At 69.3% G+C, this 15,031-nt stretch carries 11 protein-coding genes; 6 read left to right on the top strand and 5 right to left on the bottom strand.

Features of this window, described 5'->3' with window-relative positions; genetic code table 11:
* The first annotated feature begins 158 nt into the window (after positions 1 to 158).
* The 5 genes from grpE to KHF85_RS11550 all read left to right on the top strand — a co-directional run bounded on the left by grpE (position 159) and on the right by KHF85_RS11550 (position 6,490).
* Positions 159 to 680 carry a nucleotide exchange factor GrpE gene (gene grpE, locus KHF85_RS11570; RefSeq protein ID WP_284566787.1) on the top strand — a complete coding sequence of 174 codons (522 nt, stop codon included), beginning with the start codon at positions 159 to 161 and terminating at the stop codon, positions 678 to 680.
* Between the two features lie 149 nt (positions 681 to 829).
* Entirely contained in the window at positions 830 to 2,746 is a 1,917-nt protein-coding gene (gene dnaK / locus KHF85_RS11565) for a molecular chaperone DnaK (RefSeq protein ID WP_003468012.1), read from the top strand.
* A 170-nt stretch (positions 2,747 to 2,916) separates the two neighbouring features.
* Positions 2,917 to 4,050 carry a molecular chaperone DnaJ gene (gene dnaJ / locus KHF85_RS11560; protein ID WP_284566786.1) on the top strand — a complete coding sequence of 378 codons (1,134 nt, stop codon included), beginning with the start codon at positions 2,917 to 2,919 and terminating at the stop codon, positions 4,048 to 4,050.
* 422 nt (positions 4,051 to 4,472) lie between these two features.
* Positions 4,473 to 5,381, top strand: coding sequence for a pyridoxal kinase (pdxY, locus tag KHF85_RS11555; protein WP_284566785.1), 909 nt, complete (start codon positions 4,473 to 4,475; stop codon positions 5,379 to 5,381).
* Positions 5,378 to 6,490, top strand: a complete 1,113-nt coding sequence (locus tag KHF85_RS11550) for a prephenate dehydrogenase (RefSeq protein ID WP_284566784.1) — start codon at positions 5,378 to 5,380, stop codon at positions 6,488 to 6,490. The genes pdxY and KHF85_RS11550 overlap by 4 nt, the downstream gene beginning before the upstream one ends.
* Positions 6,491 to 6,849: 359 nt before the next feature.
* Here the strand turns inward: KHF85_RS11550 and KHF85_RS11545 are convergent, their stop codons facing one another.
* The 5 genes from KHF85_RS11545 to KHF85_RS11525 form a co-directional block, all read right to left on the bottom strand.
* Positions 6,850 to 7,062, bottom strand: coding sequence for a hypothetical protein (locus KHF85_RS11545; protein ID WP_053835725.1), 213 nt, complete (start codon positions 7,060 to 7,062; stop codon positions 6,850 to 6,852).
* 128 nt (positions 7,063 to 7,190) lie between these two features.
* Complete coding sequence (locus KHF85_RS11540; protein ID WP_284566783.1) at positions 7,191 to 8,957, bottom strand: ABC transporter transmembrane domain-containing protein; 1,767 nt, start codon at positions 8,955 to 8,957, stop codon at positions 7,191 to 7,193.
* Positions 8,954 to 9,547, bottom strand: coding sequence for an IMPACT family protein (locus KHF85_RS11535; protein WP_284566782.1), 594 nt, complete (start codon positions 9,545 to 9,547; stop codon positions 8,954 to 8,956). Before KHF85_RS11535 ends, KHF85_RS11540 begins: the two co-directional genes overlap by 4 nt.
* Positions 9,548 to 9,809: 262 nt before the next feature.
* Entirely contained in the window at positions 9,810 to 10,631 is an 822-nt protein-coding gene (locus KHF85_RS11530) for a hypothetical protein (protein WP_284566781.1), read from the bottom strand.
* A 278-nt stretch (positions 10,632 to 10,909) separates the two neighbouring features.
* The gene (locus KHF85_RS11525; protein WP_053841824.1) at positions 10,910 to 11,464 is read right to left on the bottom strand and encodes an RNA polymerase sigma factor; all 555 of its coding nucleotides are present in this window, start codon (positions 11,462 to 11,464) and stop codon (positions 10,910 to 10,912) included.
* 217 nt (positions 11,465 to 11,681) lie between these two features.
* Between KHF85_RS11525 and KHF85_RS11520 the strand changes: the two genes are divergently transcribed.
* Positions 11,682 to 14,558: a bifunctional diguanylate cyclase/phosphodiesterase gene (locus KHF85_RS11520; RefSeq protein ID WP_284569536.1), complete on the top strand. Its 2,877-nt coding sequence runs from the start codon at positions 11,682 to 11,684 to the stop codon at positions 14,556 to 14,558.
* Positions 14,559 to 15,031 lie beyond the last annotated feature (473 nt).

The following is a 15,031-nucleotide window of genomic DNA, read 5'->3' as shown; positions in this document are numbered from 1 at the left end:
CCCTTTCCGCCAGCCAGCCAAGCCCCAGGCCGCGTATCCCCGGGTCCCCGGTCCCCGGTCCCGAGTCCCGAACACGCAACACAGCATCTTGAATCCGCCGCACACGCCCACATAGGTGGTGCGGTAGGGCGGGTGCATCTCCCGCCAGGGAACCGGAAATGAACCAAGATCACCCCGAATTCGATTCTGAACACCTCTCCGAGGCACAGCAGCCGGCCTCCGATCCGCTCCAGGCGGAGATCGAGATGCTGCGCAGCGAGTTGGCGCTGGTCAAGGCCGATGCGCTGCGCGAGCGTGCCGACCTGGAAAACCAGCGCAAGCGCATCGCCCGCGACGTCGAGCAGGCGCGCAAGTTCGCCAACGAGCGCCTGCTCGGCGACCTGCTGCCGGTGTTCGACAGCCTGGACGCCGGCCTGAGCGCCGCCGGCAGCGAGCCCAGCCCGCTGCGCGACGGCCTGGAACTGACCTACAAGCAGCTGCTCAAGGTCGCCGCCGACAACGGCCTGACCCTGCTCGACCCGACCGGGCAGCCGTTCAACCCGGAGCACCACCAGGCGATCAGCCAGGCCGAGGCCGACGGCGTCGCCCCGGGCCATGTGGTCCAGGTGTTCCAGAAGGGCTACCTGCTCAACGAACGCCTGCTGCGGCCGGCGCTCGTGGTGGTCGCCAAGCACGATTGACGCGCGGCGCCGGTGCGCGGCGCCTGAATCGGGCGCGGCCGCGGCGCAACGCTAATTTGCGGTGATGGCTTGAATGACCTGCGGCCATCCCTATATCCGAACCAGACCCCGGCAGCGGCCGGACACCAGAAATTTTCAGGAGTCATCCAATGGGCAAGATCATCGGTATCGACCTGGGCACGACCAATTCGTGCGTGGCGATCATGGACGGCGGCAAGGCCCGCGTCATCGAAAATTCCGAGGGTGACCGCACCACGCCCTCGATCGTCGCTTACACCAAGGACGGCGAAGTGCTGGTGGGCGCCTCGGCCAAGCGCCAGGCGGTCACCAATCCGAAGAACACCTTCTACGCGGTGAAGCGCCTGATCGGCCGCAAGTTCACCGACGCCGAAGTGCAGAAGGACATCGGCCTGGTGCCGTATGGCATCGTCCAGCACGACAACGGCGACGCCTGGGTGGCCACCGCCGATGGCCGCAAGCTGGCCTCGCAGGAAATCTCCGCGCAGGTGCTGGAGAAGATGAAGAAGACCGCCGAGGCGTTCCTGGGCGAGACCGTCACCGAGGCGGTCATCACCGTGCCGGCGTACTTCAACGACAGCCAGCGCCAGGCGACCAAGGACGCTGGCCGCATCGCCGGCCTGGACGTCAAGCGCATCATCAACGAGCCCACCGCCGCGGCGCTGGCCTACGGCCTGGACAAGGGCCAGGGCGGCGACCGCAAGATCGCGGTGTACGACCTGGGCGGCGGCACCTTCGACGTGTCGATCATCGAGATCGCCAACGTCGACGGCGAGAAGCAGTTCGAAGTGCTGGCCACCAACGGCGACACCTTCCTGGGCGGCGAAGACTTCGACAAGCGCGTCATCGATTATCTGGTCGAGGAATTCAACAAGGACCAGGGCATCGACCTGCGCAAGGATCCGCTGGCGCTGCAGCGCCTGAAGGATGCGGCCGAGCGCGCCAAGATCGAGCTGTCGTCCTCGCAGCAGACCGAAGTCAACCTGCCGTACGTCACCGCCGACGCGTCGGGCCCGAAGCACCTCAACATCAAGCTGACCCGGGCCAAGCTCGAGGCGCTGGTCGAGGACCTGGTCAAGCGCACCATCGAGCCGTGCCGCACCGCGCTCAACGACGCCGGCCTGCGCGCCAGCGACGTGACCGAGGTGATCCTGGTCGGCGGCCAGACCCGCATGCCGAAGGTGCAGCAGGCGGTGTCCGAGTTCTTCGGCAAGGAACCGCGCAAGGACGTCAACCCCGACGAGGCCGTGGCGCTGGGCGCGGCGATCCAGGGCGGCGTGCTGGCCGGCGACGTCAAGGACGTGCTGCTGCTCGACGTGACCCCGCTGAGCCTGGGCATCGAGACCCTGGGCGGCGTGTTCACCAAGATCATCGAGAAGAACACCACGATCCCGACCAAGGCCTCGCAGACCTTCTCCACCGCCGAAGACAACCAGTCCGCGGTCACCGTGCACGTGCTGCAGGGCGAGCGCGAGCAGGCCCGCTACAACAAGTCGCTGGCCAAGTTCGACCTGTCCGGGATCGAGCCGGCGCCGCGCGGCCTGCCGCAGGTGGAGGTGTCCTTCGACATCGACGCCAACGGCATCCTGCACGTGTCGGCCAAGGACAAGAAGACCAACAAGGAACAGAAGGTCGAGATCAAGGCCGGCTCCGGCCTGTCGGACGACGAGATCCAGCGGATGGTCGCCGACGCGGAAGCCAACCGCGAGGAAGACAAGAAGTTCCACGAGCTGGTGCAGGCGCGTAACCAGGCCGACGGCCTGATCCACGCCACCCGCAGCGCGATCACCGAGCACGGCAGCAAGGTCGGCGGCGACGTGATCGGCAAGGTCGAGTCGGCGCTGGCGGACCTGGAAACGGCGATGAAGGGCGACGACAAGGGCCAGATCGAGGCCAAGACCAAGGCGCTGGAAGAAGCGGGCCAGTCGCTGTACGCGGCCGCGGCCGCCGGCGAACAGCAGCCGGGCGCCGCCCCGGGCGGCGCGCAGGCCGCCGGCGACGACGTGGTCGACGCCGAGTTCACCGAGGTCAAGGACGACAAGAAGTAAGACCGGGACTCGGGGCTCGGGACCCGGGACTCGGCAAGGCGACTTGCCGGGTCCCGATGGTTTCCGGTGCCGCCATTTTTTCCGGTCCTGCCGTTATCGCCTGGAGTAGCTGCTTTGAATCACTTCCCCTTCCTGCCGGGTCCCGAGTCCCGAGTCCCGAGTCCTGATCTATGAGCAAACGCGACTACTACGAAGTGCTGGGCGTGGCCCGTACCGCCAGCGACGACGAGCTGAAGAAGGCCTATCGCCGTTGCGCGATGAAGCACCACCCGGACCGCAACCCGGGCGACCACGCCGCCGAGGCCGCGTTCAAGGAGTGCAAGGAGGCCTACGAGGTCCTGTCCGACGGCAGCAAGCGGCGCATGTACGACGCGCACGGCCATGCCGCGTTCGAGCACGGCATGGGCGGCATGGGCGGCGGCGGCCCTGGCGGCCCGGACATGGGCGACATCTTCGGCGACATCTTCGGCAATATCTTCGGCGGTGCCGGCGGCGGCGGCCGTGCGGCGCGGCGCGGCGCCGACATCGGCTACGTGCTGGAACTGGACCTGGAAGAAGCGGTGGCCGGGACCGAGCGCCGCATCGACATCCCGACCCTGGGCGAATGCGAGCACTGCCACGGCAGCGGTTCGGAAGACGGCAAGGTCGAGACCTGCACCACCTGCCAGGGCCGTGGCCAGGTACGGATCCAGCGCGGCATCTTCGCGATGCAGCAGAGCTGCCCGCATTGCGCCGGGCGCGGCCAGATCGTGCAGAACCCGTGCGGCAGCTGCCACGGCGCCGGCCGCGTCGAGGAAACCAAGGTGCTGTCGGTGAAGATTCCGCCAGGCGTGGACAACGGCGACCGCATCCGCCTGTCCGGCGAGGGCGAGGCCGGTCCGGCCGGCACCCCGCCTGGCGACCTGTACGTGGAAGTGCGGGTGCGCGAGCACGCGATCTTCCAGCGCGACGGCGACGACCTGCACTGCGAAGTGCCGATCCGCATCTCCCAGGCCGCGCTGGGCGACACCGTACGTGTGGCCACCCTGGGCGGCGAGGCGGAGATCCGCATTCCCGCCGAAACCCAGACCGGCAAGTTGTTCCGGCTGCGCGGCAAGGGCGTGCGTTCGGTGCGCAGCCGCAGCGAAGGCGATCTGTATTGCCGCGTGGTGGTGGAAACCCCGGTCAACCTCACCGCCGACCAGCGCAAGCTGCTGGAGCAGTTCGAATCCACCTTCAACGGCGAGGACGCGCGCAAGCATTCGCCGAAGTCGGCGACCTTCATCGACGGGGTGAAGGGGTTCTGGGATCGGATGACGTCTTGACGGGACTCGGGACTCGGGACTCGGGACTCGGGACTCGGGACTCGGGATTTTCGCAAGTTCGCTGCATTTTTGCTTTTCTGTAGGAGGGGCTTCAGCCCCGACGCGTTACCGGTAACGCGTCGGGGCTGAAGCCCCTCCTACAGAAAAACGGTTGCGCGGAGTTACAAAAAAAGGGCCGCTTTTTTTTAAAAAAATCGGCCCTTTTTGCATCAAATCGCTTGACATCGATTTACCCCGGGACATCATCCTGCAGTCCCGAGTCCCGAGTCCCGAGTCCCGAGTCCCGAGTCCCGAGTCCCGAGTCCCGAGTCCCGAGTCCCGAGTCCCGAGTCCCGAGTCCCGAGTCCCGAGTCCCGAGTCCCGAGTCCCGAGTCCCGAGTCCCGAGTCCCGAGTCCCGAGTCCCAGGCCTTAAACTACGGCGATGAACGCACCCGCCGAAAGCCATCTGATCCACGGCCGTCGCCAGCGCCCCGACGGGCCGGTTCCGGTCGATGTCATTTCCGTGCAATCGCAACTGGTCTACGGCCATGCCGGCAATAGCGCGGCGGTGCCGCCGCTGCGTGCGCTGGGCCTGCGCGTGGCCGAGATCCCGACCACCTTGCTGAGCAATGCGCCGTTCTACGCCACGCTGCGCGGCAAGGTGCTGCCGGCGGACTGGTTCGCCGAGCTCTTGCTCGGCGCCAGCGAGCGTGGCCTGCCGCAGCGCGCGCGGATGCTGGTGTCCGGCTATTTCGGCAGCGTCGGCAACGGCACCGCGTTCGCCGACTGGCTCGACACCACGCTGCCGCAGTGCCCGGCGCTGCGCTACTGCCTGGATCCGGTGATCGGCGATACGCATACCGGGCCTTATGTCGAGCCGGGGCTGGAGCGCGTGTTCGCCGAACGCCTGCTGCCGCATGCCTGGCTGGTTACGCCGAATGCGTTCGAACTCGGCCGCCTGACTGGCCTGCCGGCGCTGGCCCAGGACGATGCCATCGCCGCGGCGCGCGTGTTGCTGGCGCGTGGGCCGCAGTGGGTGCTGGCGCACAGCGTCAGCGGCGACGCGGGCCACCTGGTGACCCTGGCGGTGAGCCGCGAGGCGGTCTACCGCTGGTGTTCGCCGCTGTTGCCGGTGGACGTGGCCGGCACCGGCGACGTGCTGATGGCGTTGCTGGTCGCGTTCCTGTTGCGCGGCGACGCGTTCGAGCTGGCGATCGGCCGTGCCATCGCCGGCGTGCATGCGGCGCTGGAAGCGACCCTGGCCAGCGGCTACGAGGAACTGGACGTGCTCGCCGCCGCACCGGCGGCGCTGGCCACGCCGCTGCGCTTCGCCGCCGAGCGCCTGGCGTGAGCCAGCGCCCGGTCGTCGGCATCGTCGGCAGCGCCGGCGCCTATGGCCGCTGGCTGAGCCGGTTCTTCCGCGAGCGCATGCAGCTGGAGGTGGTCGGCCACGATCCGGCCGATCCGCAGTCGCTGGATCCCGATGCCTTGCTGCAGCGTGCGCAGGTGCTGATCTTCTCCGCGCCGATCCGGCACACGCCGGCGCTGATCGGCGACTACGTGCGCCGCGCCGCCGGGCGCGAACGCGATCAGCTGTGGCTGGACGTGACCTCGGTCAAGCGCGAGCCGGTGGCGGCGATGCTGGCCTCGCAGGCGGAGGTTGCAGGCCTGCATCCGATGACCGCGCCGCCGAAGTCGCCCACGCTCAAGGGCCGCGTGCTGGTGGTCTGCGAAGCGCGCTTGTCCCACTGGAGCGCGTGGCTGCAACAGCTGTGCACGGCGCTGGAAGCCGAATGCGTGCGCAGCACGCCCGACCACCACGACCAGGTGATGGCCTTGGTGCAGGCGATGGTGCACGCCAGCCATCTGGCCCAGGCCGGCGTGCTGCGCGCGCATGCGCCGACGCTCGGACCGCTGGAGGCGCTGATGCCGTACCGTTCGGCCTCGTTCGAACTGGATACCGCGATCATCGCGCGCATCCTGGCGTTGAATCCGGCGATCTACGAAGACATCCAGTTCGGCAACCCGCATGTCGGCGGCGTGCTCGACGGCTTGATCGCGCAACTGTCGCGGCTGCGCGACCAGGTCGGTCGCGGCGACGATGCGGCGCGTGCGCAGTTCCGCGCCGAGTTCCTCGACGCCAATCGCCAGGCCTTGGGCGAGGCGGCGATCGCGCACGGCAACTACAGCTACGAACGCGTCGGCTATCTGCTCGCGGATCTGACCGAGCAGCTGACCCTCAGCGTCTACCTGCCCGAAGACCGCGCCGGATCGCTACGCAGCTTGCTGTACGTGTTCGAGCGCCACGGCGTCAGCCTGGCCTCGATCCATTCCTCGCGCACGCCGGCCGGCGAGCTGCATTTCCGCATCGGTTTCGATCCGGCCACCGTGGCGACGGCATTGGATGCCGCGGCGGCGGAGATCGACGCCAGCGGCATCGGCCGGGTGTTGCCGCGCTAGTCCGACGCAGACAGCCGACCCTGTAGGAGCGGCCTCAGCCGCGACAGGCAGTACCGATCATGCGATTGCTTGTGGTCGGTGGGCAGCATGTTGCGCATGCATGTCCGTGTCCAGATAGACCCGGTCGCGGCTGAAGCCGCTCCTACAAGGAGGCAGGTACATCCGGTTGCCGCCGTCGCACTTCATCCACAGGCAGTGTGGATGGAATGCGCGCAAACATGTGGATAAGTGTCTGCACGCCTTGCTGGGCGGGCGTGTCAAGAGGCTTGGTCAATAATTGACCACTGGCCCGCCGCGCGCATTGCGCAGCAGGCGGAGCTATCGCACCACCGCTCGTCGCCGCGCGGCAGTGCACGCACTCACGCCGCGGTCAGGGTCAGTTCGCCGCCGGTGGTCGTGAATTGCTGGCCGCGGCGGATCAGTTTGCGGCCGTCGGCCAGTTCGTAGCGCAGCGCCGGCGTGGACGGCGCGTCGTGCTGCGCCTGCTGCTGATGCTGGGCTTCGTTCTGGAACTCGGTGATCAGATAGGCCTCGCCGTCGGGGCCGAGGGCGGGCAGTTGGCGAAAGGACATGACGTGTCTCCTGTCGAATGCGACTCATCGAACCGAGTTGCGCCGCGTGCGATGCCGGCGCCAGTGCGCCGCAGCTGCTGCATGGGGCGCAGCGGGACCGTAGTCCCGCCGGTGTTAGCGCGGCGTGCTCAGTCGATGAATTGCAGGCGCGCCAGTTCCGCGTACAGGCCGCCCTGCGCCAACAGTTCGGCATGGGTGCCCTGGGCGACGATACGGCCGTTGTCCATCACCACGATGCGGTCGGCCTTGAGCACCGTCGCCAGGCGGTGCGCGATCACCAGCGTGGTGCGCCCGGCCATCAGGCGTTCCAGCGCCTGCTGCACGGCGTGTTCGCTCTGCGCGTCCAGCGCGCTGGTGGCTTCGTCCAGCAGCAGGATCGGCGCGTCCTTGAGCAGGGCGCGGGCGATGGCGATGCGCTGCTGCTGGCCGCCGGACAGGCGCGCGCCGCGCTCGCCCAGTTCGCTGGCGTAGCCGCCCGGCAACTGGCGGATGAAGGTATCGGCTTCGGCGGCGCGCGCCGCGGCTTCGACTTCGGCCTCGGTGGCCGCGAGCCGGCCGTAGCGGATGTTGTCGGCGGCGCTGGCGGCGAACAGGGTCGGATGCTGCGGCACCAGGCCGATGCCTTCGCGCAGCTGCGCCGGGTCTAGTTCGCGCAGGTCGGCGCCGTCCACCCGCACGACGCCGGCTTGCGGATCGTGGAAGCGCAGCAGCAGCGACAGCACGGTGCTCTTGCCGGCGCCGGAGGGGCCGACCAGGGCCACGCTCTCGCCGGGCCGCACGTGCAGGTCGAAGCCGTCCAGCGCCGGATGGTCGGGGCGTTGCGGATAGCGGAACACCACGTTCTCGAAGCGCACCTCGCCGCGCAGCGGCTGCGGCAGCGCAAGCGGCTGCGCCGGCGCCAGCACCTCGGGGCGTTCGGCGAACAGCTCGGCGATGCGGCCCATGCCGCCGGCGGCGCGTTGCAGGTCGTTCCAGACTTCGGCCAGCGAGGCCACCGAGCCGCCGCCGAACATCGCATACAGGACGAACTGGCCGAGCGCGCCGGCGCTCAGCTCGCCGGCGGCCACTTCGTGCGCGCCGGACCACAGCACCAGCACGATCGCGCCGAACACCAGCACGATCGCCACCGCGGTGATCAGCGCCTGCGCACGCACCCGGCGCCGCGCCACGTCCACCGACAGCGCAAGCGCCTGGCCGAAGCGGCCGCGCTCGTAGGGTTCGCGCGCATGCGCCTGCACCGTGCGCACCGCGCCCAGGGTTTCGGCGGCCAGGGTATTGGCGTCGGCGACGCGATCCTGGCTGGCGCGCGAGATCTTCTGCAGGCGGCGCGCGCCGAGCACGATCGGCAACACCGCCAGCGGAATGCCGAGCAGCGCGTAGGCGGCCAGGTGCGGGCTGGTCACGAACAACATCACGATGCTGCCGATCGCCGTGACCGTGCTGCGCAGCGCCACCGACATGGTGCTGCCGATCACCCCGCGCAGCAGCTCGCTGTCGGCCGACAGCCGCGACACCAGCTCGCCGCTGCGGTTGCGGTCGTGGAAGCCGGCATGCAGGCCGATCAGGTGCGCGTACAGGCGCCCGCGCAGGTCGGCGACGACCTTCTCGCCCAGCAGCGACACGAAGTAGAAGCGCAGCGCGGTGGCGATCGCCAGCACCACCGCCACCGCGAACAGCAGCGCGAAGGACTGGTTGATCCTGCTGCTGTCGCTGAAACCGTGGTCGATCATCTGCCGGACCGCCACCGGCAGGCTCAGCGTCGCGCTGGACGACACCGCCAGCGCCAACAGCCAGGCGCCGAACAGGCCACGCTGGCGCTGCACGAACGGCCACAGGGTGCGCAGGCTGCCGAGTTTGCGCAGCGACTTGGCCTGGTCGGCCGACGGATCGTTCATGCGGGGGAGGTTTCCGAACAGCGGACCCTGTTCCGAGTGGCGTCGCGCAGTCGCGTTTTCAAGGCGTCGACGCGATCGCTGGGCAGGCGCAGGCGCAGTTCGGCGCCGTCGGCGTCGAAGCGTTCATCGAGTTTTTCGGCGGCGCAGGCGCTCAGCGCCGCGTGCACGGTGCCCAGATCGTCGAAGCCGCAGTGCAGGCTGATCAGGCTCAAGGCGAGCAGCGGCTGCCGCGGCGCCAGGCGCAGGCACTCGGCGGCGGTGCCGCCGTAGGCGCGGACCAGGCCGCCGGCGCCGAGCTTGATGCCGCCGTACCAGCGCGTGACCACCACCGCCACGCGGTCGAAGCCCTGGCCGTCGATCGCCGCCAGGATCGGGCGGCCAGCGGTGCCGGCCGGTTCGCCAGCGTCGCTGGAGCGGTAGTCGTCGCCGACCCGGTAAGCCCAGCAGTTGTGGGTGGCATCGGCCACCGCGACCTGCTGCACGAACGCCAGCGCCGCGCCGGTGTCGGCGATTGGCGCCGCCTGCGCCAGGAAGCGGCTGTGCTTGATGTCCACGCTGTGGCTGACGGGGTGGGGAAGCGTATCGGGCATCGGCGCCATTCTAGTCGAGGTGTCGCAGCCGACCGCGGATGTGGGGGGATGCGAGCGTCGCTTGCGATGCCGGTGAGCTGCGCCATTGGGCATCGCGCGCAATAAGGCAACTGCGCCGATGTACGCACAGCTGCGAACGGCAGTGGGCGGGTTCGGGTTGCGGCGCATGCGTGCAAGGAATGCGCGAGGCGGATGCTGTGCCGCGATCGACGGCGCCGAATCGGTCCGTAGCGCCGCCAGCGCGGTTGGGCGCGGATGCGACTCAGTGGTCGAGCAGGTCGCGCAGGTCGTCGGGGATGCGCGTGTGTGGATGCTCGCGTTGCAGCCGTTGCAGGCTGGCGCGCGCGGCCGCGTGCTCGCCGGCGTCGCGGCGTTCGCGGACGCGTGCCAGCCAGCGTCGTGGCGGCAGGCCTGCGTCGCTCTCTACGGCGGCCGCAAACGCCGGATCGGCGTCGTAGGCGTCTGCGGCTGCGACAGGCGCGTCCGGTATCGCGGCGAGCGGTGCGGTTGCCGGCACTGCGCTGAGGTTGCCCTCGACGCGCGCGGCGTCGCCTTCCGCTTCCCATGCCTGTGCGCTCGCCGCGGCGTTGCCTGCACGCTCGCCGCGGTCTTGGCGGCGTTGCTGCAGCACGCGGCGGTCTTCGTGCTGCGCGGCATCCGCTTCGCGCGAGCGCGTTGCCGGCTTCGCCAGCGCCTGCGGTTGCGCAGGCGCGAGTGCGTTTGCGGGGGCGGGCATGGCCGGGGCCGGCGGCGCGACCGGGGAGGGTGGCTCGACCATCAGCGCCGGCTCGGCCGCAGCGGGCAGGTCCGCGGCCGCTGGCGCGGGTGCGGCGCGCATCGCGTCGCGGTCGGCAGCCGCCGGCGCCCGCTTCGGCGCAGGTGTTGACGGCGGTGCGGGCGGCGTCACCGCGGTGGCGTTTTGGGGTGCGTCGTCTGCAGCGGCAGACGCAGTTGCAGCCTCTTGCGGATCGACCGGTCGCTCGGCAGCGGCCTGCTTGGCACTCGTTGCGGCAGGGGTGGGTTCCGGCACGACGGGCGGTGCCGGGGTGCGCAGTTGCCAGGCGATGCCGACGGCCAGCGTCAACGACGCCGCCAGCCCGGTCCATGCCGGCCAGCGCGCCCGGCGCCGCGGCCGTGCGCCGGGATCGGCCGCATCCGCCGCCAATGGCGCTGCCGCGCGCGGCGCCGGCGCGGTGGCGGCTGCGTGTGGCTGCGGCGTATCTGCTTCGGCGGATGCGGCGACCGCGGCGCGCGCCGCGGCCAGGATCGATGCGTCCAGCGCCGCCGACGGCAGCGCCTGCCGGCCCTGTCGCAGGCGTTCGGCGAGGGCGCGTTCTTCCGGGGTCAGCGGTTCGTCGGCGTTCATCCGCCCAGCCTCGCGCGCAGTTTGTCCATCGCATAGCGCAGCCGCGATTTGACCGTCTCGCGGCCGACCCCGGTGATCTGTGCGATCTCCTCCAGGCTCAGTTCCTGTTCCAGGCGCAGCAGCAGCACTTCGCGTTGGTCCTCCGGCAAGTCGTCCAGCGCCAACTGCAGTTGGCGCCGCTGTTCGAACGCGGACAGCTGCCGCTCCGGGGTATCCGGGTCCGGCACGCTGGCCGTGCGCAGTTCGGCGTCGGCCGGCGCCGCGGGGCGGTGCTTGGCGGCGCGCCAGTGGTCGCCGAGCCGATTGTGGGCGATGCGCAGCAGCCAGGTGCTGAATGCGGCCTGCGGCTGCCAGCCCTGGCGCGCGGCGATGACCCGTTGCCACACGTCCTGGAACATCTCCTCGGCCAGCGCCACGTCGCGCAGTTGGCGCAGTAGGTAGTGGTAAAGGCGGCCGCGGTGACGCGCGTACAGGGTCTCGAATGCGCCGGCGTCGCCGGCCGCATAGGCCAGCATCAGGGCTTCGTCGCTCGTTTCGACCAGGGCATCCACGGCGGCAAGCCTAAGCGTTTGCCGCGCCGGCGCATAGCGCGGCGTGTGCACGGCGGCGGCGGCGGGCAGGGGTGGGAGGGGCGCGGACATCGTAGACAGTGAACGTGCCAGCGGCCTGCGTGGGGTCATCGTATGTGCGCCTGTTCACGTAAAAGGTATGCTGCCGTCCAGGGGGGAGACGTAGGGCAGGTCCGACGTCATGGAGGAGTTGTTGTCGATGTTGTTCGAGCCGTCCGCGATCGTCCGCCAGGATCAACCCGACGGCCCCGCTTTCACGCACACCGCAGTGGCACTGTGCGGCTTGCTGCCGCCTGGCAGCGAGGTGGCCATCGCTTGCGGCGACGACGCGGTCGGCGGGCGCCTGTTCGGCGCCACGCCGGATGCGCCGGCCTGGCTGCCGGCGCTGGTGCGGCGTTGCCTGGCCGAAACCGTGCCGGCGCCTGCGCAGACGCTGCTGCACGTGCTGAAGACGGCCGATGGCGCCCGCGTGGCGGTGGCCGCCCGGCTGCAACACCCGTTGTCCGAGCCGCAGTGCGCCGCCTGGTGCGAGATGGCGGCCGCGTTCGGCCTGGCACTGCTGGAAACCGAACGGATGCGTGCGCGCATCGAGGGCCTGGAGAAGTCCAAGCAGCTGCAGCAGGCGCTGTACGAGATCGCCGACCTGGCCGGTGCGGATCTGGAAATGGGGCAGATGCTGCAGCACGTGCATTCGGTGCTGGCCTCGCTGATGTACGCGGAGAACTGCTACATCGTCGAGTACGACGAAGAACAGCAGAGCATGCGCTTCCTGTATTTCTCCGACCGCCACGACGATTTCGTTGCCGATCCGCAACGGCTGTACTACCAACGCGACATGCCCAACAGCCTGACCTTCGCCCTGCTGCGCCACGGCCAGGCGGTGCGCGGCCCGTCGCCGCAGGTGCGCGACCGCCTGCGGGTGGACTACGACGCCGTGCATGGCCCGGACAGCAAGGATTGGCTGGGCGTGCCGATGTTGCGCGAAGGCCGCGTCTGCGGCGCGATCGTGGTGCAGAACTACGACCGCGCGCTGCACTACACCGATGCCGACCGCGCGCTGCTGGCCTACGTCGCCCAGCACGTGCTGACTGCGATGGACCGGCGCCAAGCGCAGGTGCAGCTGGAGCGGCGCGTGCAGTTGCGCACCCAGGAACTGCAGCGCGCCAACCACGACCTGCAGGACGAGATCCAGGAGCGCAAGCGCGCCGAGACCCTGCAACTGGCCTTGTTCCGCATCGCCGAGCTGGCGATCCGTTCGGAGAGCCTGCAGCAGTTCTACGCCGAGGTGCATGCCATCGTCGGCGGGCTGATCGACGCGCGCAATCTGTACATCGCGCTGCTGTCCGACGACGCCAAGATGCTGGAATTCGTCTACTCGGTGGACGAGCACAGCCCGCGGCGTCCGCTGCGGCGGCGGGGCAGGGGCATGACCGAGTACGTGATGCGCAAGCGCCGGCCGATGCTGCTGGAACTGGCGGAGATCGAGGCGCTGGTGGCGCAGGGCGAGGTGCAGGAATACGGCACGCGTTCGCACAGCTGGCTGGGCGTGCCGCTGTTCGACGAGGGCGAGGTGGTCGGTGCGATCGTGGTGCAGAGCTACACCACGCAGGTGCGTTTCACCGAATACGACCAGCGCCTGCTGACCTTCGTCGCGCACAACGTCGGCGGCGGCCTGGCGCGGCAGCGCGCGCAGGAGCGGCTGCGGCTGGCGCATGCCGAACTGGAGCAGCGGGTCGCCGAGCGCACCCGCGAACTGGCCGAGGTCAACCAGCAGTTGCTGGCGCAGATCGCCGAACGCTGGCGTGCCGAGCAGCGGCTGACCCATCAGGCGCTGCACGATGCGCTGACCGGCCTGCCGAACCGCTCGCATCTGCTGGACCGGCTCGGCGAAGCGATCAACCGCGCGCGCAACGGTGACGGCATGGCGTTCGCGGTGCTGTTCCTGGACCTGGACCGGTTCAAGCTGGTCAACGACAGCATCGGCCACGCCGCCGGCGACGACATGCTGGTGGAGGTGGCCAAGCGCATCGTCTCCACGCTGCGCAGCGACGATGTGGTCGCGCGTCTGGGCGGCGACGAGTTCGCGATCCTGGTCAGCTGCGAAGAGGGGCTGGAGGGCGTGCGCGAGTTGGCGCAGCGCCTGCTCGGCGTGCTCGGCCAGCCGATGTGGGTGGCCGGGCGCGAGCTGTTCCCGTCCGGCAGCCTGGGCATCGCCGCCTGGCATCCGCGCTATAACAGCGGTGAGGAACTGCTGCGCGATGCGGACGCGGCGATGTATCGGGCCAAGGTGCAGACCCAGGACCGCTGCGCGGTGTTCGACGAGGCGATGCGCGAGGCGGCGCTGCGCAGCCTGGACCTGGAGGCGGACCTGCGGCGGGCGATCAAAAGCGGCGATTTCGAGCCGTTCTACCAGCCGATCGTGCGCCTGGTCGACGGCGCGGTGGTCGGCCACGAGGCGCTGCTGCGCTGGCGCCACGAGAGCCGCGGCCTGCTGGTGCCGAGCCAGTTCATCGATCTGGGCCAGGACAGCGGGCTGATCGAGCAGGTGGACTGGTTGCTGTACGCGCAGGTGATCCAGCGCCTGGCCAGGGGCGGTAGCGGCTATGTGTCGGTCAACGTCTCGCCGCGGCATTTCCGTTCGCCGGACTTCACCGAACGGCTGTTCGGGCTGATCGACAGTGCCGGCGCCGATCCGCAGCGCTTGCGGGTGGAGATCACCGAGGTGGCGCTGCTCGACGATGCGCCGCGCACGCTGGCGATCCTGCAGGCGCTGCGCGATCGCGGGGTGTTGGCGCAGTTGGACGATTTCGGTACGGGGTTTTCGGCGCTGTCGTATCTGCACCGGTTTCCGATCTCGGCGTTGAAGATCGATCAGAGTTTCGTCGCCGGGTTGCATGGCGAGAGCGGTGCGGGCAGTTATGCGCTGGTGCGCAGCATTCTCGCGCTGGCCAGTACGCTGGGTATCGAGACGATCGGTGAGGGGATCGAGACTGAGCAGCAGCTGGATACGCTGCGTGAGCTGGGTTGCGACTATGGGCAGGGGTATCTGTTGGGACGGCCTGCGCAGCACGATTGATGGCGAGCGAGCGTGCGCGTTGGTTTGGCTCGCGTGGTTTCGGCATCCGCATTGAGGCTAATGCGGTGCAGACAGTGCCGATGTTTATTTGTACTGATGCTTTGCTTCTGCTGCTGTTTAAAGCTTAGAGGCGAGCAAAAGCTTTCGCGCTTGGGCGCGAGTCACTTTTCTTTGCTCGCGCAAAGAAGCGCTCCTCAGCAGCCGCAGGCTGATCAAAGTAACCAAAAGAAAGCGCGCCCTGCCTTGCGCCCTCCGCGCTGCGCCCTCCGCGCTGCGCGCTCCGGGTCCGCGTCCATGACGGGGATTCGCGGAAGGGGCTTGTCCGCTACACGGCCAAGTCCGGGGCAGTCGCCTCGCGGCGCCTGCCCGCCCGCCGGGGCGAAGCAGTGCTTCGCCTTTTTCCGGCGAGCCCTGCCCCTGCCGCGAACGGCGCACATCCCTGTGCGCCGCCCTTCGGGTTTTTCCCCGCCATG

The organism is Xanthomonas graminis pv. graminis (genome assembly GCF_030168915.1).
GTDB lineage: Bacteria > Pseudomonadota > Gammaproteobacteria > Xanthomonadales > Xanthomonadaceae > Xanthomonas_A > Xanthomonas_A translucens.
Note: the sequence above shows the minus strand (reverse complement) of the source record. Positions and strands in the feature narration are given on the sequence as shown.